The organism is Cryobacterium sp. M15 (assembly GCF_002929675.1).
Classification (GTDB): Bacteria; Actinomycetota; Actinomycetes; order Actinomycetales; family Microbacteriaceae; genus Cryobacterium; species Cryobacterium lyxosi.
On the sequence record NZ_PJJW01000039.1, the window covers coordinates 284,599 to 302,031 of the forward strand.

Below are 17,433 nucleotides of genomic sequence, written 5' to 3' on the forward strand. Positions count from 1 at the left end.
TGTTATTCCGTTCCCAATCCGCCGGCCGAGACCGGTCCTTCAGAGCGTTCGGCTAGTACGGCGTTGAGCAGTGTCACGTTGAACAGGCCGTTCAGGTCGCCGTCCTTGGCGGTGCCGACCTTGACCGCCTCGCCCAGTAACGCCGGAAAGGTCGTGGCGAGCGGGTCGACAGTGAATTTCACTTCGGTCAGGGCGCGAGCCAGAACATCGTCGGCGAGAGCCTTGCCGGTGTCGGCCGTGAGCTGAGCGTTGATGACGGCCGGGGCGTCGGCCGGGTTCTGGGTGAGCCAGTCCACGGCGGTGGCGTGCCCGTCGAGCAGGGCCCCCACCGTGTCCGGGTGCTCCTCGAGAAAGGCTTTGCGCACGAGCAGTACGGTGGTGGGAAAATCGCCGTTGTCCCAGAGGTCGGCTTCATTGACCAGCACGTGGCCGCCGCCTTCGAGTACAATCCGGGAGACCCAGGGTTCAGGCAGCCAGGCGCCGTCGATCTTGCCACTCTGGAACAGGGTGAAAGTCTGCGCGTTATCGGTGGGGGACACCGTGACGTCGCCGCCTCCGGTCGTGCTGGTTTTGTAACCCTCGTCGCCGAGCCAGGATCGCAGGGCGACATCCTGGGTGTTACCCAACTGCGGAGTGGCGAGAATCGTGCCGGCCAGGTCGGCCGGGCTGTCGATGCCGTCTCGCACCACGAGCGCAGCCCCGCCGCTCGTGGCTCCGGCCACGATAACGGCCGACTGGCCGGCGCTTTGAATGAACGTGTTCACGGCTGGGCTCGGGCCGATGTACGCGGCGTCGATGGCCCCGGCGCTGAGTGCCTCAACGGCCGCCGGGCCAGCGCTGAAAATCTGGGTGCTCAGTTTCGTGTCGCCGAGGGTATCCGCGAAGTAGCCGTTCTGCAGCCCGACGAGCGCCGCGGCGTGGGTGACGTTGTCGAAGTAGCCCAGGCGAAGTTCGGCGGCGGGACCCTGGTCGGTTGCGGGCTCGGTGCTGGCCGTGGCGGCGCATCCACTGAGCAGAAGGGACGTTCCCAGCATGAGGGCGCCCAAACGGAGCGAATTCTTCATTAGAAATATCCTTCCTTTTTGCGGTCTTCCATGGCGGCCTCGGAGATGCGGTCGTCGGCGCGGGTCGCGCCGCGTTCGGTGATGGTGCTCACTCCCACCTCGCGCACGACGTCGGAGACGGATACCGCTGCCGAGTCGACCGCGCCGGTGCAGCTCATATCGCCCACCGTGCGGTAGCGCACGGTGCGAACTTCGACGGTCTCGTCGGCTCGTGCCGGGCTGACCGGACCGACGGCACGCCACATGTCGTCGCGGCGATACACCTCACGCTCGTGGGCGTAGTAGAGCGGGGGCAGTGCGATGTTCTCGCGTTCGATGTAGCGCCAGACGTTGAGTTCGGTCCAGTTGCTGATCGGAAAGGCGCGAACGTGCTGGCCGACGGTGTGGCGGCCGTTGTAGAGGTTCCACAGTTCGGGGCGTTGGTTGCGCGGGTCCCACTGCCCGAACTCATCGCGTAGCGAGAGGATGCGCTCCTTCGCGCGCGCTTTATCTTCGTCGCGACGAGCGCCTCCGAAGACCGCATCGTGCCGACCGGCTGCAATGGCGTCGAGCAATGGGAGGGTCTGCAGCGGGTTGCGGGTGCCATCGGCGCGTTCCGCCAGGCGGCCGTCGGCGATGTAATCCTCGACCTTGGCGACGGTCAGACGTACGCCGTGCGCGGCGACGGTCTTGTCGCGAAACTCGAGCACTTCGGGAAAGTTGTGGCCGGTGTCCACATGCAGCAGCGAGAACGGAATCTTGCCAGGCCAGAACGCCTTCGCGGCGAGGTGCAGTACGACGACGGAGTCCTTGCCGCCGCTGAACAGCAGTACGGGGCGTTCGAACTCGGCGACGACCTCGCGAATAATGTGGATCGCTTCGCTCTCGAGCACGTCAAGTTCGGAGAGGCGGTGTGAAGTTGCGATCGTCATAGGTGGAGCCCGCATTCTGTCTTCTCGAGGGTGGCCCAGCGGCCGGAACGGGGGTCAGCACCAGCCGCGACGGGCTGGGTGCACGGGGCGCAACCAATGGAGGGATAGCCCTGGGAGAGCAATATGTTCACGGGAACTTGGTGTTCGGTGGCGTAGTCCATGAGCTCGTCATAGCTCCAGGCGGCAACCGGGTTCACCTTCACCAAGCCGTTGCGTTCGTCCCAGGTCACCAGCGGCGTGTTGGCGCGGGTGGGTGCTTCGTCCCGGCGCACACCGGTGAACCACAGCTCGTAGCCGCTGAGCGACCGCTGTAGCGGTTCGACCTTGCGCATCGCGCAGCAGGCGTTGGCGTCGCGGGCAAAGAGTTCGGCGCCGTGCAGGGCATCCTGCTCCGGCACCGTCGTCAGCGGCAACACGTCGACAATCGTTACCGGCAGGGCGGCAGCTACCGCGTCGCGGGTTGCATAGGTCTCGGCGAAGTGATACCCGGTGTCGAGAAAGAGCACGTCGACGCCGGGCAGCTGCTGCGACACGATCTCGGGCAGCACCGCGTCGGCCATGGAGCAGGCGACGGCAACAGAGCCAACGCCGAAATTGCGGGCGACCCAGGCCACGACCTCGGCGGCGGTGGCCTCACGGTTGTTGGCGGCCGCGGCCGCTGCGAGCTCAATGGAGCCGGCTTCGGCGAGGGCCTGAAGCTCGACGTCCGATCGACGCGGCGGCAGGTCGCGGGCGGGGGACGTGGCAGCGCGGGTCTGGCGTATTTTGGCGTTCAGATTGACAGCGCTCATTTGAGGTCCTCTTCATCGGCGCGGTGTGCCCACTGCGCAAAAGTTTCGTCGGCGCTGCGGGCGGCTAGAAAGCGCAGCACGAGGCGTTCGACGTAGTCGGTGAGGTTCTCGGCGGTGACCTTGAGGCCACGCACGGTGCGGCCGAGGCCGGCTTCTTCGCGATCGACCGAGGCGAGACCGCCGCCCAGGTGCACCTGGAAACCAGGGGTGGAACCGCCGTTGCCATCCGGCAGCAGCTGGCCTTTCAGCCCGATATCCGCCGCCTGAATGCGGGCGCAGGAGTTGGGGCAGCCGTTGACGTGCAGGGTGATGGGGTGCGGGGCCTCGATGGTGGCGAGGCGTTGTTCGAGCTCGAGGATGGCATCCGTTGCCGTCTGCTTGGTTTCGACAATGGCGAGCTTGCAGAATTCGATGCCGGTGCAGGCGACGGTGGAGCGGCGGAACAGGCTGGGGCGGGCCGATAGCCCGATCTCGTCGAGGGCCGCGATGAGCGGCTCCACGTGTTCTTCAGCTACGTCGAGCACCACGATCTTCTGATGTGGGGTCGTGCGCAGCCTGCTCGAGCCGTAGGATTCGAGCAGGTCGGCGAGGCGGATGAGGGTTTGGCCGGAGACTCGGCCGACGAAGGGGGCCACGCCGATGTAGAAGCGGCCGTCCTTCTGTTTGTGCACACCGATGTGGTCACCCTGCGTCTTCGGGCGCGGCGCAGCGGGCCCGTCTGGCAGGGGGTAGCCGAGGTATTCGTCTTCGAGAATGCGACGGAATTTCTCGGTGCCCCATTCGGCGAGTAGAAACTTCAGGCGTGCTTTGCCGCGGAGGCGACGGTAGCCGTAGTCCCGAAAGATCGAGGTGACGCCGCGCCACACCTCGGATACTCGGTCTTCGGCCACGAAGGCACCCAGCCGTTCGGCGAGGCGCGGGGTGGTGCTGAGGGCGCCGCCTACCCACAGGTCATAGCCGATGCCGAGCTCGGGGTGGTCGACGGCTACGAGACCGATGTCATTGATCTCGTGCACGACATCCTGGCTCGGGTGGCCGGTGATGGCCGTCTTGAATTTGCGGGGCAGGTTGGCGAATTCGTCGGTGCCGAGGTACTTACGGGCGATTTCGGCGATGGCTTCGGTGGGGTCGATGAGTTCATCGGCAGCGATTCCGGCCACGGGGGAGCCGAGGAAGACGCGGGGTACGTCGCCGCAGGCCTGGGTGGTTTCCAGGCCAACGGCTTCGAGACGGCGCCAGATTTCGGGCATGTCCTCGATCTGGATCCAGTGCAGCTGAATATTCTGGCGGTCGGTGATGTCGGCGGTGTCGCGGCCGAAGTCGCGGGAGACCTCACCGATCACGCGGGTCTGTTCGGTGGTGAGCTGGCCGCCGTCGATGCGCACCCGCAGCATGAAGTAGCGGTCTTCGAGTTCTTCCGGCTCGAGGGTGGCGGTCCTGCCGCCGTCGATGCCGGGCTTACGCTGCGTGTAGAGGCCCCACCAGCGAAAACGGCCGTGCAGGTCGGTGCCGTCAATGGAATCGAACCCCTGCTTGGAATAGATTTCTTCGATACGGCCACGTACAGCGAGGCCGTTGTCGATCTGCTTCCAGACCTCGTTGCCGTTGAGCGGTTCGGTGCCGTCTATCTTCCACTGGCCGTTCGGGCGGGTTGAAGGCCGCGGCGGACGGGCTGCGGGCAACTTGGTCGCGGCCGGTGCGTTCGCGGCCACGGCCGTTTCGCTGTGCACCGTCTCGGATTCGTTCGGCACGTGGGCTCCCTCGGTTTGCGGCGCTGCCCCGGGGTTTACGAACCGGACCAACGACTCTCACGCTACTGCGCCGCACGAACGGGGGCGCGGTGAGCGGGTCATGCGCTGTCACACACTGTCACGCGGCGTCACACAGGTTGCGCGGAACCGCTTGCGTGTTCAATCGGCAGCTGGCATGCTGCGGCCTGACCGCGTCCCTCACCGCGCGGAAGGCGGCGGCGTCCCCGTAGGCTAGGCACATGGCTGAACGAACCCCCTGGTCCCTCTCTGGCGCACTGCGCGGAATGTTCGCGAAGAAGACCATCGACGCGGACACCTGGGATGACCTCGAGGACGCCCTGCTGAAAGCCGATTTCGGCCCGAATGTCACCGAAGCCGTCATCGCCGACCTGCGTGCCAAGGTCGCCAAATACAACACGACCGACCCGACCGACCTTCAGCGGATGCTGCGTGAAGGCATCGAAGAGCGCCTCTCGGTTCTCGACTCCACCCTCACGCTCTCCGATCGGCCGGCCGTCGTGCTCGTCGTCGGCGTCAACGGCGTCGGCAAGACCACGACGATCGGCAAGTTCGCAAAGTTTCTCAATACCTACGGTCGCAGCGTCGTGATCGGGGCTGCTGACACATTCCGGGCCGGCGCTGTCGAACAGCTGGCCACCTGGGCCGAGCGCGCCGAGGCGCAGATCGTGAAACCGCAGATGACCGGCCAGGATCCGGCATCCGTCGCTTTTCAGACCGTGGAGAAGGCGAAGAACGAGGGCATTGAAATCGTGCTCATCGACACCGCCGGGCGCCTGCAGACCAAGGGAGGCCTGATGGACGAGCTCACCAAGATTCGGCGGGTGGTGGAGAAGCAGGGGCCGATCGCCGAGGTGCTGCTCGTACTCGACGCGACGACCGGCCAGAACGGACTCGCCCAGGCCGAAGCGTTCATCGAGCACGCCGGGGTGACCGGGCTCGTGCTGACCAAGCTTGACGGCTCAGCCCGTGGTGGCTTCGTGCTGGCGGTACAGGAGAAGACCGGTATTCCCATCAAACTGGTTGGACAGGGTGAAGGTATCAACGACCTCACCGGTTTCACCCCGCACGTGTTCGCCCAGAAACTCGTCGGCTGATCGACTATTACATTCAAGAGACAGTGAGACCAGCATGAGCATTGAACACGATTTCTTCGGAATTCTCGGCGACGAAGACGAAGGAGAGGTGTACTGGTCGGACTCCGTCGAGCTCGGCGACCAGAGCATCGAAATCGATCTCAGTTCGCCCGATGAAGATTCGGTGGTCACCGAGGCGCTCGACATTGCTGCTGCGATGATCAGCTCGATGGAGGACCTCGACTCCCAGGTGCGCGAATCCCTCGTGGCTGACCTGTCGGCCGAGGTATCAGTGACGAGCCAGTACATCGGTGAGCAGCTCGACGAGATGGACCAGGAGGCGATCGAAAACGCCATCATCTGGGATTCCGGCGACCAGCAGATTGACTTTCTGCGCTCGCTGCGCCTGCAGCGCATCAGTTTTCACCCGCATCACGCCGGCAGCGAGGCGCACTTCGCGGTGCTCGAATATGCCATCAGTCCCGACGATTCCGACGGACTGCTCGTCGTGACGATCGACGTGCACGGCGACACCGTCCTGGTTGCCCTGGACAGCTGATTGAACGGGGCCCGGGCCCCGTCCGCGGGCCCAGTTTATAAACTGGGCCCGCGTTCATAAGGTGGGCCGCGAGCGTGCGCGGGCCGCCTATCCTGCTACCCCAGGTGCACAGCGGGCTCCGGTGCGAGCAGATCGTCCCTGCGCGGGCGTACGAGGAAGAATGCAATGGGCGCCGCCGCGAAGATGATGATGGCCGCCCACAGAAATGCGGACTGGTAGCCGCTCACGAGCGCGCCGAACTGTGCGGCCGGTGAGGGTACCTTGCCGACCAGATAGGAACTCACTGCGGCCGTGTAGAGCGCGGTGAACAGCGCGGTTCCGAGCGAGCCGCCGATCTGCTGCATGGCCGTCACGGCCGCGCTTGCCGCGCCGGCGTCGTGTTCGGCAATTCCTGACAGGGCCACGTTTTGAAGAGGCACGAAGATCAAGGCGAGGCCGGTTCCGAGCAGAATGAGCCCGGGCAGCACCTCCAGCGCATAGTTTCCGCCCACCGTGATGCCGGTCAGCCAGAGCAGGCCGGCTGCGCCGACGATCGGGCCGACAGTCATCGGAATGCGTACGCCGGTGCTGGCGAGAAACTTCGACAGCACCCCCGCACCGATCATAATCGTCGCCGTCATCGGTAGGGAAGCGAGACCGGACTGGATCGGGGTGTATCCCAGCACGATCTGAAAATAGAGCGTGAGAAAAAGCAGTCCGCCAAGAAGCGCAGCGCCGGAAAGCAAAGCGGTGAGGAAGGCTCCGCCGCGCACCTTGTCGACGATGATGCGCAACGGCAGAAGCGGATGATTGGACCGGCTCTCCACAAACACGAACAGTGCCAGCAGCACCAGCCCGAGCGGGAGGCAGACGAGCACGGGCCAGCTGCCCCAGCCATTCTCGGCCTGGGCGAAGCCGAAGACGAGGGATCCGAGACCGAACGCCACGAGAATGGCCCCCGGCACGTCATACCGGGTGTTGCCGTGTGCCTTACTTTCCCGGATCACCGGAAGGGCGGCCGCAATAGCTACGATCGCGATCGGCACGTTCACGAACAGGCACCAGCGCCAGCTCGCGTACTCGGTGAGCACGCCGCCGAGAATCAGGCCAACGGCCGCGCCACCGCCGGCGATTGCGCCGTAGAGGGCAAAGGCCTTGATGCGGTCCTTGCCGCCGGGAAAATTCACGGTGAGTAGGGCGAGCGAGGCGGGAGCGAGTAAGGCTGCGAACAGCCCCTGCAGGCCACGAGCAGCCAGTAGCTCCCCGGTGTTCTGCGCAGCACCGCCGATGGCCGAAGCGATGGCGAACCCGGCCATGCCCACGATGAAGGAGCGTTTGCGGCCCCAGAAGTCGGCGATGCGCCCGCCGAGGAGCAGCAGCGCGCCGAACACCAGCGAGTAGAGAGTGACGACCCAGGTACGGTTGCCGTCACTCATGCCGAGCGCGATCTGCGCCTGGGGAAGCGCGATGTTCACAATGGTGCCGTCCAGCACGACGGTGAGCTGGGCGAGCGCCACAATGGCGAGTAGCCACCACCGGCGGGAGTTGGCCGCTCGGTGATCAACAGAAGTGGATGCCGCACTCGCTGATGACGGCGCTGCGGTATCGGGTTCCACCGTGACCGGTCGGGCCGTGCTCGTTGAGGGTGTTTCAAACGGGTCGGTGTGGTTCGAATCGATTGGCGGTGCATCAGTACTGCGGCGTGGAGTCGACATATTGGCAACCTTATCGCCAAAACCAAACGAACTAGTTCGTTTTTAGTGCACTAATGGTTATAATCGGGTATGGCACGCGATGGAGCAGACACTCAGACCCGCATTCTCAATGCAGCGCGCACGGAGTTCGCGGCCTACGGCCTGGCCGGGGCGCGCATCGACCGCATTGCCAGGAGTGCTACCGCGAGCAAGGAGCGCCTCTACGCCTATTACTCCGACAAGAAACAGCTGTTCCTCGAGGTGCTGGAAGTAAATCTCCGCGAATTCGCGAGCGACGCCGTGCTCACCGACCACGATGTGCCAGCTTTTGCTGGCGCGCTGTTCGACCATGCTGTGCTGCACGGTGACCACCTGCGCATGATCGACTGGGCGCGCCTCGAAACCGATGGCACCAAGCTGCCGGCGCTCGAGGTCATGATCGGCTATCGCGACGAACAGGTGCGGCGCATCCGCTTAGCGCAGGCCGCCGGCCGGGTTGATGCCACGTGGGATGCGGCGCAGCTCTTGACTCTCGTCTTCGGAGTGGCCTCCGCGTGGATGCACGAACCCGGCACGGTACTGACCTATGCCGGAGCTCTCAACCCGATAGCGATCGCGGCCCGGCGCGCCAGCGTCGTCCGTGCGGTCGAACGTCTTGTCGCGCCTGTCCTGAATGGCGCCTCGGCGGGAACATAGGGACCCCCGTCACGCGGATCAGAGCCCTCGGGCCCATTGTTGACGTTTTCCTGACCCCAGTTTGGGTGGCACTTACCGCGCGGGGCGCTCGTTAGGGGGTTCTAGGCCGCGTCTTTCCGCGGAAATAGGGTAAATGGGGAAAGTACGCCGTTCGTGCCCCGATTGGGTGGCCTGTATTGGTATACGTAGAATCTGACAGGTCGAGATTCTTGACCCTCTGACCGACATTGGGGCTTCATGCTTAACGTCGATCGGTTCACCTCCACTGAAAGGCTTCACCATGCGTAAGTCCAGTTTCGCTGCCCTTGCCCTACTGGGCTCGGTCGCCCTCGTTGGTGCCACCGTCACACCCGCCATGGCCGTCGATGAAACAAACCCCAAGACCGCCACGATCGCCATTGCCGCGGGCGCGCTTTCGATCACGTCCGGCGGGTCGTTTAGCCTTCTTGGCACGTCGGGAGCGCCTGCGAAACCCGGCACTACCGTTACGGGAGTGGCAAGCGGAATCGTGGTGACGGACGAGCGTGCAGGAACGACCGGGTGGGTAGCGTCCGTTTCAATGGCTAATTTCACAATCAACGGTGGGGTCACGACTCCAATCCCCGTCGATGCTGTAGGGACATATATTCCGCGAACTGCATCAAAGACGGACGGAATGGGTAGCAGCACTTTGGCGGTGGGGACTGTGAAATTCGGAACGACTCCTGCGCTGGTGCAGCAGACGGCCACTCAAGTTGCCGGAAATAATCAGGCGACCTGGAGTGCAGATTTGCGCGTCGCTATACCTGGCAACACGCAGACCGGCAGCTACACATCCGTGATCACCCACTCCGTTCTCACAAGCTAGGTACGAGTTCACAGCGGGTGAGGCGCAGGGAGACCGGATGCCTCACCCGCTGCACACCCGGATCAACACATTCCCAACCTTGAGGCTGACCATCGTGCGAAACTTGGTAACCGTCGGACTTGCCCTCGTTTTCTTCACCGGCTGGGCATCGCCCGCGTTTGCGCAGACGCTAAACGATTCCGAGTCTTCCGGAGTCGGAATTCGGCTGGTCGACGTTCCGGAGGCAACCAAGGATGATCCCCGGACCTTCACGAGCATCATCGACCGCTTAGCGCCCGGCGCGACCATTGATCGGCGAGTCGAGGTCGCGAACAACTCCAGTTTTGAACGCACGGTCCGAATCTACAGTGAAGCGGCCACCGTTCATGGTGGCCGCTTTGACGCCGCGAGTGGGTCGTCCACTAACGAACTCACGGCCTGGACGTCGTTCGACCACGAAAGTCTGCTGCTCGGTCCGCAGGAGACTGCGATGGTCACCGTAACGGTGGACATCCCGGTCGACGCCTCCGAGAGCGAATATTATTCTGTGGTGTGGGCGGAGGTTCGCAGCGCCGACATCGGTGGAACTTCCGTCGTTCAGGCCACCCGTGCAGGAATTCGAATGCTCCTCTCTGTCGGACCAGGAAATGGCTCCCCAGTTGATTTTGACATCGGTGCTCTCACCCCTGCTCGTGATACCGACGGGGCTCCCACAGTGTCCGCTGTTGTGCGTAATGCCGGAGGTCGGGCTGTGGACATCGCCGGTGACCTCACCCTCACCAACGGACCGGCTGGCCTGTCCGCTGGTCCCTTCACGCTGCAGCAAGCCACCACCCTCGCCTCCGGTGACTCCGGCGAGGTGGTCTTCACCCTCTCCGACGAACTCCCGAACGGCCCGTGGGACGCCACCCTTTCCCTTGAGAGCGGCCTGCTCGAGCGCGAAGCCTCGGCCACCATCACCTTCCCCGATGCGGGAGTCGGCGAAACCGTCGCCCCCAACAGATCCCCGGTACTGCTCATCACCCTGGTGTCCTCCGGCGCAGTGCTCCTGCTCCTGTCAGCCGGAACCCTCTGGTGGCTGCGCCGCCGCAGGGCCGCCGCTTCGGCAGCCATGGCCATCGAAGCGGCAAGCGCCGCAACATCCGTTTAGAAGTACCCCGGCCACCGGTTAAACTAAACGCATCATGGCAACTTTTGGAAACCTCTCAGATCGTCTTGCCGAGACGTTCAAAAACCTCCGCACCAAGGGCAAGCTCAGCGCAGCGGATGTCGACGGCACCGTTCGGGAGATTCGCCGCGCGCTGCTCGACGCCGACGTCGCCCTTGAGGTCGTCAAGGACTTCACCGGTAAGGTTCGAGAGCGCGCATTAGGCGACGAGGTCAGCAAGGCGCTGAACCCGGCCCAGCAGGTCGTGCAGATCGTCAACGACGAACTCATCACGATTCTCGGCGGCCAGCAGCGTCGGTTGGAATTCGCCAAGAAACCGCCGACCATCATCATGCTCGCCGGCCTGCAGGGTGCCGGTAAGACCACCCTCGCCGGCAAGCTCGCCAAGTGGCTCGCCAAAGACGGCCACACCCCTCTGCTGGTGGCCGCCGACCTGCAGCGCCCCAACGCGGTCACTCAGCTCGAGGTCGTCGCCCGGCAAGCCGGCGTCGCCGTGTACGCGCCTGAGCCCGGTAACGGCGTCGGAGACCCGGTCAAGGTTGCCCGCGACGGCGTGAAGTACGCCCTGCAGAAGGTGCACGACGTCGTCATCGTCGACACCGCTGGCCGGCTCGGCGTCGATGCCGAGCTCATGAAGCAAGCTGCCAACATCCGCAAGGCGATCGATCCCGACGAGGTGCTCTTCGTCATCGATGCGATGATCGGCCAGGACGCCGTCGCAACGGCGAAGGCGTTCCAGGATGGCGTCGACTTCACCGGCGTCGTGCTCACCAAACTCGACGGCGACGCCCGCGGTGGCGCGGCCCTCTCGGTCGCGAGCCTCACCGGTCGCCCGATCATGTTCGCTTCCACCGGTGAAGGACTCGACGACTTCGAGCCGTTCCACCCCGACCGTATGGCCGGCCGCATCCTCGACCTCGGTGACATCCTCACCCTGATCGAGCAGGCGCAGGGCGCGTTCGACGAAGATGAGGCCCGCAAGGTCGCCGAGAAGTTCGCGACCGACACCTTCACCCTCGACGACTTCCTCGGCCAGATGCAGCAACTGCGCAACATGGGCTCGATCAAGAAGATGATGAGCATGTTGCCCGGCGCCGGCGCCATGAAGGCCCAGCTCGAGAACTTCGACGAGCGCGAGATCGTGCGCACCGAGGCCATCATCCAGTCGATGACCAAGCTCGAACGCACCACTCCGAAACTGCTCAACGGCTCCCGCCGCCTGCGCATCGCCAAGGGCTCGGGCTCGAGTGTCACCGAGGTCAACCAGCTCGTGCAGCGCTTCGAGCAGGCCGCCAAGATGATGAAGACCGTCGCCAAGGGCGGAATGCCCAACATTCCCGGCATGGGACCGATCCCCGGCGCCGGCTACGGCGGTAAGCCCAAGGTGGCGCAGAAGAAGAAGGGGTCAAAGTCGGGCAACCCCGCTAAGCGTGCCGCCGAGAATGCAGCGATTGCCTCGGGAATCAAGCCCGTCGGTGACACTGCTTCAGCGGATGCCGCCGGCTCAGGTTTCGGCCTCGGCTCCGGCGCCCAGCCCGGCAAGGGCAAGGCCGGCGGCCCTACCGAAGAAGAAATGGCCGCGCTGCAGAAAATGCTCGGCCGGTAGTCCGCGCGACCCGTGCACGCGCCTCTCTCTGGACGGGGCCCGGGCCCCAACCCTGGGCCCAGTTTATAAACTGGGCCCAGGTTTATAAGGTGGGCCCGAACCCAGTTCGAGTGCCGGACCGCCGCATGAGCCGCGGCGTGGGTGTCCGGCCGCGACCTGTGGACGGGGCCCGGGCCCCGTCCACGGGCCCAGTTTGTAAACGGGGCCCAGGTGCACACGGTGGGCCCGAAGCGCATGCTGCGCGATCTGGATGCGTCCAGCCCCGGGTCACGGCTCGGCCCGGGCGCGGCCTAGGCTGGACACGTGACTTCAACGACGAACCACCAGGTGCGCATCGGCGTGCAGATTGCCCCTCAGCACGCCGAGTACTCAAAGATTCGGGACACGCTCACGGATGTCGAGACGCGCGGGTTCGATATCGCTTTCAACTGGGACCACTTCTTTCCGCTCAGCGGTGAGCCAGGCGGCCTGCACTTCGAGTCCTGGACCATCCTTGCCGCCTGGGCCGAGCAGACCACGACCCTTGAATTCGGCGCCCTGGTGAACTGCAACAGCTACCGCAACGCTGATCTGCAGGCCGACATGGCGCGCACGATCGACCACATCAGCGGCGGACGCTTCATCTTCGGCACCGGTGCCGGTTGGTTCGAGCGCGACTATCAGGAGTACGGCTATGAATTCGGCACGCCCGGTACCCGGTTGAACGCACTCGACGACAGTCTCAATCGCATCGAGGCCCGCTGGGCCAAAATCAACCCGCCGCCGACCCGCGACATCCCCGTGCTCATCGGCGGCGGCGGCGAGAAGAAAACCCTGCGCATCGTCGCCCAGCACGCCGACATCTGGCATTCGTTCTCCAACCCCGAGGTCCTCGAACACAAGCTCGGCGTGCTCAGCGCCTGGTGCGACGAAGTCGGCCGAGATATCGCCGAGATCGAAATCTCCACCGAGCTACGCGGGCGCACCATCGCTGACGCGGACGCACTTTTCGACCTCGGCACGCGCTTGTTCACGGTGGGAATCTCCGGCCCCGTCTACGACCTGGCGCCCGCCACCGACTGGCTGGCCTGGCGCGACTCCAAGAACGCCTGAGCACGCACGCCCTGACCGATCCAGCACGTGGATGCCGCCATTGTCAACGGACGCCTGTACGCCCACCGCGTGTTTTCCTGAGGGCTGCTGAACTCGCTGCAGCGCTCGGCGGGGAGGACCGTCATTGACACTGTCACGCGGGGCGCCGAGCTGCTCGAGACCATGCTTGGAGGCCACGTCACGCACAGGTGGAGTGTTGCTTGCCGATATGACGCGGCCGGTGCTCCGAACCGGCCGTCGCGCAATGGCTGCTTAGCGTTCACCTGAATGGCCTGCGGTGCAGACCCGCTACCCGAGAGTATTAAGGCAATCCGATGAATCGATGTCTCCTGATTCACGGTCGATCCGAGGAGTCTCGATGACACGTTTGCCCACCGCCCTGCTCCTGATCGGTGCACTTGTCGTTGCGGCGACTCATCTGACGGCCACTCCGGCGTTCGCCTCCCCGCCGGACCCGCCGGCGCTCAGCACCATCAACAGCGAGCTGGCCACGATCGACACTAAGGCCGAGACGGGTTCGGTCGGGTACTCCCGAGATTTATTCCCGCACTGGACCACGCAGTCCGGTAGCTGCGACACACGAGAGATAGTGCTCCAGCGCGATGGCGTCGACGTCGTGACCAGCTCGACCTGTTCAGCGACCTCGGGAAGCTGGTACTCCGTCTATGACGGTGCCTGGAACTATGCGTCATCGGATGTCGACATCGACCACGTCGTGGCATTGTCTGAGGCTTGGGGGTCCGGAGCGTCGACCTGGACAACGAGCAAGCGTCAGCAGTTCGCCAACAGCCTGAGCGACGGTCAGCTCATCGCCGTCACCGACAACGTCAACGCGTCTAAGTCCGATAGGGACGCGGCGGAGTGGCAGCCGCCGCTGGCCTCGTACCACTGCACCTACGCCAAGCATGTTGTGCACGTAAAGTACGGGTGGGGGCTGTCCATGGACTCCGCTGAAAAGGCGGCGATCAAGTCCATGCTGGCAACCTGCTGACGGCCCAGACGATTTCAACGAATACGACGGTGGCAACGGCGAGGGCGTAGAGCGCGACGACACCATGGCGCTGGACCGAGGATCTCGATCAGGCGACGCACGTCATCCGTCACGAGACATTCGGCGCCGGCCGCATCCAGGATGATCAACGCCCGAGTACATCCGGCTCCGAAGCCGAATCGACGCTGAGGATGATGGCGACCGGTCGCGTAGTAGGTTCGCCACCGGTAGAACGGTCAGGGCGCGAGAGTGACACCGGACGCCCGTGCGGGTGGGAAGTGTTTGCCCTCGTCGAACGTTACCGTCTAGGTCATCCATTGAAAGGAACATACCCATGAGCAAGACTTGGTTTATTACGGGCGCGTCCAAGGGCTTCGGCCGCGAGTGGACGGAAGCTGCGCTCGAGCGTGGCGACAGCGTCGCAGGCACCGCACGAATAGTGGAAACTCTGGATGCTCTCGTTGAGAAGTACCCGGATACTTTTTTGCCGATCCGGCTCGACGTCACGGACCGGGATGCGGATTTCGCGGCCGTGCAGAAGGCAGCCGAGCACTTCGGCCAGCTCGATATCGTCATCAACAACGCTGGCTACGGGCATTTCGGCATGGTCGAGGAGTTGACCGAAGACGAGGCCCGAGCACAAATCGAGACAAACCTGTTCGGCGCGCTCTGGATCACACAGGCAGCGGTTCCGGTCATGCGCAAGCAGGGTTCGGGTCACATCATCCAGGTGTCAAGCATCGGCGGTATCAGCGCGTTTCCCACTGTTGGTATCTACCATGCGTCGAAGTGGGCACTCGAAGGCTTTTCGCAGTCACTCTCCCAGGAGGTCGCGGGTTTCGGTATCAACGTGACTCTGGTGGAACCTGGCGGTTTCTCAACCGACTGGTCGGGCCCATCCGCCTCGCGTAGCGATGAGATGGCGGAGTACGCCGATGTGCGACAGGCGGCGGCGAGTCGTCCCTCTGCGAACGATCCCGGTGACCCGAAGGCCACCCGCGGCGCGATCCTCAAGGTCGTCGATGCCCAGAAGCCGCCACTGCGCATCTTCTTCGGCAAGGCACCCTTGGGCATCGCGACCAAGGACTACGAGTCCCGATTGGCGACGTGGAACGAATGGCAGCCGGTTTCGATCGAGGCACACGGCAACTGAGTCGTCAGGCCAGCCCCCGCGATAAACGGTGAACGGCGCCTGCCCGTTGAAACTGCACTAGCTCCCGAGCCCCTGCGCGAGTTCGTGGCTGAGCGCCGCAACGACAGCGGGCAGGCTGCCCTCGTTGGCGGCAGCCACAGCGAGCTGTCGTTGATAGCTGCCGCCGTCGTCGATAATGCGGTGGAGACCCTGCAGCTCCGGCAGGCAGTCGAGCCGCTCGGCCACGGGGGAGAGAATCTCGATGAGGTGACGTACGTCATCCGTTACAAGTCGCTCGGTGCCGGCCGCATCGAGGATGATCTCAGCGTCGAGTCCATAGCGGGCCGCACGCCACTTGTTCTCGCGCACGAACCACGGTTGCATGCGCGGTACGTCTTCTCCCGCGTCGAGGCGGGTGGACATCCATTCGACCAGGCACTGGATGAACGCGGCGATTGCGCCGAGCTCCTCGGTGGTGGAGACGCCGTCGCAGACGCGAATCTCGATCGTGCCCCAGCGCGGTGACGGGCGAATGTCCCAGCGCACCTCGGTCACGTCGTCGATAGTACCGGTCACCGCCATGTCGTCGACATAGCGTTCCCAAGCCTCCCAGTCGGGCAGGTCCCAGGGCAGGCCGGCCGTCGGTAGTTGCTGGAACATGAGCGAACGGTTGCTGGCATAGCCCGTGTCGACGCCAGCCCAAAACGGGCTCGACGCGCTCAGCGCCTGCAGGTGCGGAACATACGTCAGCAGGCCGTTCATGATCGGAATGACCTTGGCCTTGTCGTCGATGCCCACGTGCACGTGGATGCCCCAGATCATCATGTTGCGCCCCCACCACTGGGTGCGGTCGATGAGCTTGTGGTAGCGCGCCTTGTCGGTGATGGTCTGATCGAACCACTGCGCAAACGGATGCGATCCGCTACAGATCACGTCAACCTCGCGGCCGTCGAGAGCGCGACGCACTTCGCGGAGCTGGCCGGCGACATCCGCTACGGCGTGGCGGACGGTGTCGTGTACGCCGGAAACCAGCTCGACCGTATTGAGCAGGAGCTCGCCGGTGATCGTCGGGTGCGCCGAGCCGTCCGGGCCGCAGAGGGCGTCGAGTACCTCATCGGCGATCGGCACCAGATCGCCGGTGTTGCGGTCGACGAGGGCGACCTCCCACTCGATGCCCACGGTGGAGCGGGCGGAGCGGGCGAATTCAAGTGGCACGGGTGCTCCTTGGGTGGGCTGGTGAAAGCCGTTGAGGTTCGATTATCACAATGTGAGCAATCTCTGACAGAATGATTAGTCGCGATCCGTTGTGCCCGACCCTCTATCTCGGTGCAACGTGATCCTATAGAGCTTATGCCGAGTGTGCCCCCACGCTCACGGCCCAAGGTTCGCCAAACATCGAATCAACACTGGAGAATTGTGGCTGTCAAAATCCGTCTGAAGCGCATGGGCAAGATCCGTGCACCGTACTACCGCATCGTCGTTGCCGACGCGCGCACCAAGCGCGACGGTCGTGTCATCGAAGAAATCGGCATCTACCACCCCACGGAGGAGCCCTCGGTCATCGAGGTCAAGTCTGAGCGTGCGCAGTACTGGCTCAGCGTCGGCGCTCAGCCGACCGAGCAGGTTGCTGCACTCCTCAAGCTCACCGGCGACTGGGGAATCTTCAAGGGCGACAAGAACGCCAAGAGCACCGTCAAGGTGAAGGAACCGAAGGCTGCTTTCGTCGCTGACGAGAAGAAGAAGCCGGTTCTCAAGCCCAAGGCCGACAAGCCGGTCGCCAAGGTAGAAGAGGTTGCTGTCGAAGCAACCGAAGAGGCGTAACTGTTGCTTGCTCCCGCGCTCGAACACCTCGTCAAGGGGATCGTTGATCACCCGGACGATGTGCACGTTGCAGAAAAGAACTCTGCAAGAGGCGATGTGCTCGAGGTTCGGGTGAACCCCGAGGATCTCGGCCGGGTCATTGGCCGTGCTGGTCGCACCGCGAAAGCACTGCGCACCCTCGTTGCAGCTCTGGCCGATGGTCGACGCGTTCGCGTCGACGTCGTCGACACTGATTTCTAGTTCAGTGAACGACGCGAC

Annotated in this window: 17 protein-coding genes; 11 read left to right on the forward strand and 6 right to left on the reverse strand. The window is 64.1% G+C overall.

The features are described 5' to 3' along the window. Positions 1-2: 2 nt before the first annotated feature. The 4 genes from CXY83_RS12685 to CXY83_RS12700 are packed head-to-tail and all read right to left on the reverse strand — an operon-like array spanning position 3 to position 4,517. Positions 3-1,064, reverse strand: a complete 1,062-nt coding sequence (locus CXY83_RS12685) for an ABC transporter substrate-binding protein (protein ID WP_104197677.1) — start codon at positions 1,062-1,064, stop codon at positions 3-5. Further along, on the reverse strand, positions 1,064-1,975 hold the full coding sequence (cysD, locus tag CXY83_RS12690) for a sulfate adenylyltransferase subunit CysD (protein ID WP_199184958.1): 912 nt from the start codon (positions 1,973-1,975) through the stop codon (positions 1,064-1,066). Before cysD ends, CXY83_RS12685 begins: the two co-directional genes overlap by 1 nt. Then, a complete protein-coding gene (locus tag CXY83_RS12695; RefSeq protein ID WP_104197679.1) occupies positions 1,972-2,766 on the reverse strand; it encodes a phosphoadenylyl-sulfate reductase in 795 nt (264 codons plus the stop codon). The genes cysD and CXY83_RS12695 overlap by 4 nt, the downstream gene beginning before the upstream one ends. After that, positions 2,763-4,517, reverse strand: coding sequence for a nitrite/sulfite reductase (locus tag CXY83_RS12700; RefSeq protein ID WP_369831164.1), 1,755 nt, complete (start codon positions 4,515-4,517; stop codon positions 2,763-2,765). Before CXY83_RS12700 ends, CXY83_RS12695 begins: the two co-directional genes overlap by 4 nt. Positions 4,518-4,756: 239 nt before the next feature. Between CXY83_RS12700 and ftsY the strand changes: the two genes are divergently transcribed. Both ftsY and CXY83_RS12710 read left to right on the forward strand, forming a co-directional pair. Further along, complete coding sequence (ftsY, locus tag CXY83_RS12705; RefSeq protein ID WP_104197680.1) at positions 4,757-5,632, forward strand: signal recognition particle-docking protein FtsY; 876 nt, start codon at positions 4,757-4,759, stop codon at positions 5,630-5,632. 34 nt (positions 5,633-5,666) lie between these two features. Further along, positions 5,667-6,170 (forward strand): DUF2004 domain-containing protein, encoded by a 504-nt coding sequence (locus CXY83_RS12710; protein ID WP_104197681.1) that lies wholly within the window; start codon positions 5,667-5,669, stop codon positions 6,168-6,170. A gap of 95 nt (positions 6,171-6,265) precedes the next feature. On the opposite strand, the gene CXY83_RS12715 is transcribed toward CXY83_RS12710, so the two are convergent. Continuing rightward, positions 6,266-7,864 (reverse strand): MFS transporter, encoded by a 1,599-nt coding sequence (locus CXY83_RS12715; protein WP_104197682.1) that lies wholly within the window; start codon positions 7,862-7,864, stop codon positions 6,266-6,268. Between the two features lie 69 nt (positions 7,865-7,933). On the opposite strand from CXY83_RS12715, the gene CXY83_RS12720 reads away from it, so the two are divergent. From CXY83_RS12720 to CXY83_RS12750, 7 genes are all read left to right on the forward strand, one after another. After that, positions 7,934-8,539 (forward strand): TetR family transcriptional regulator, encoded by a 606-nt coding sequence (locus CXY83_RS12720; RefSeq protein WP_104197683.1) that lies wholly within the window; start codon positions 7,934-7,936, stop codon positions 8,537-8,539. Positions 8,540-8,819: 280 nt separating this feature from the next. Continuing rightward, complete coding sequence (locus CXY83_RS12725; RefSeq protein WP_104197684.1) at positions 8,820-9,386, forward strand: hypothetical protein; 567 nt, start codon at positions 8,820-8,822, stop codon at positions 9,384-9,386. Between the two features lie 94 nt (positions 9,387-9,480). Beyond that, a complete protein-coding gene (locus tag CXY83_RS12730; RefSeq protein ID WP_146069928.1) occupies positions 9,481-10,515 on the forward strand; it encodes a hypothetical protein in 1,035 nt (344 codons plus the stop codon). Positions 10,516-10,549: 34 nt separating this feature from the next. Then, a complete protein-coding gene (gene ffh, locus CXY83_RS12735) occupies positions 10,550-12,139 on the forward strand; it encodes a signal recognition particle protein (RefSeq protein ID WP_104197686.1) in 1,590 nt (529 codons plus the stop codon). Positions 12,140-12,442: 303 nt separating this feature from the next. Then, entirely contained in the window at positions 12,443-13,231 is a 789-nt protein-coding gene (locus CXY83_RS12740; RefSeq protein ID WP_104197687.1) for an LLM class F420-dependent oxidoreductase, read from the forward strand. Between the two features lie 358 nt (positions 13,232-13,589). Further along, complete coding sequence (locus CXY83_RS12745) at positions 13,590-14,222, forward strand: HNH endonuclease family protein (protein ID WP_104197688.1); 633 nt, start codon at positions 13,590-13,592, stop codon at positions 14,220-14,222. 334 nt (positions 14,223-14,556) lie between these two features. Then, the gene (locus CXY83_RS12750) at positions 14,557-15,375 is read left to right on the forward strand and encodes an SDR family oxidoreductase (RefSeq protein WP_104197689.1); all 819 of its coding nucleotides are present in this window, start codon (positions 14,557-14,559) and stop codon (positions 15,373-15,375) included. A gap of 57 nt (positions 15,376-15,432) precedes the next feature. Here CXY83_RS12750 and CXY83_RS12755 read toward each other — a convergent pair whose 3' ends face one another. After that, positions 15,433-16,569 carry a glutamate--cysteine ligase gene (locus CXY83_RS12755; protein WP_104197690.1) on the reverse strand — a complete coding sequence of 379 codons (1,137 nt, stop codon included), beginning with the start codon at positions 16,567-16,569 and terminating at the stop codon, positions 15,433-15,435. Between the two features lie 201 nt (positions 16,570-16,770). On the opposite strand from CXY83_RS12755, the gene rpsP reads away from it, so the two are divergent. Then, a complete protein-coding gene (gene rpsP, locus CXY83_RS12760) occupies positions 16,771-17,175 on the forward strand; it encodes a 30S ribosomal protein S16 (protein ID WP_104197691.1) in 405 nt (134 codons plus the stop codon). Positions 17,176-17,178: 3 nt separating this feature from the next. Then, entirely contained in the window at positions 17,179-17,415 is a 237-nt protein-coding gene (locus tag CXY83_RS12765; protein WP_104084343.1) for an RNA-binding protein, read from the forward strand. Positions 17,416-17,433: the final 18 nt, after the last annotated feature.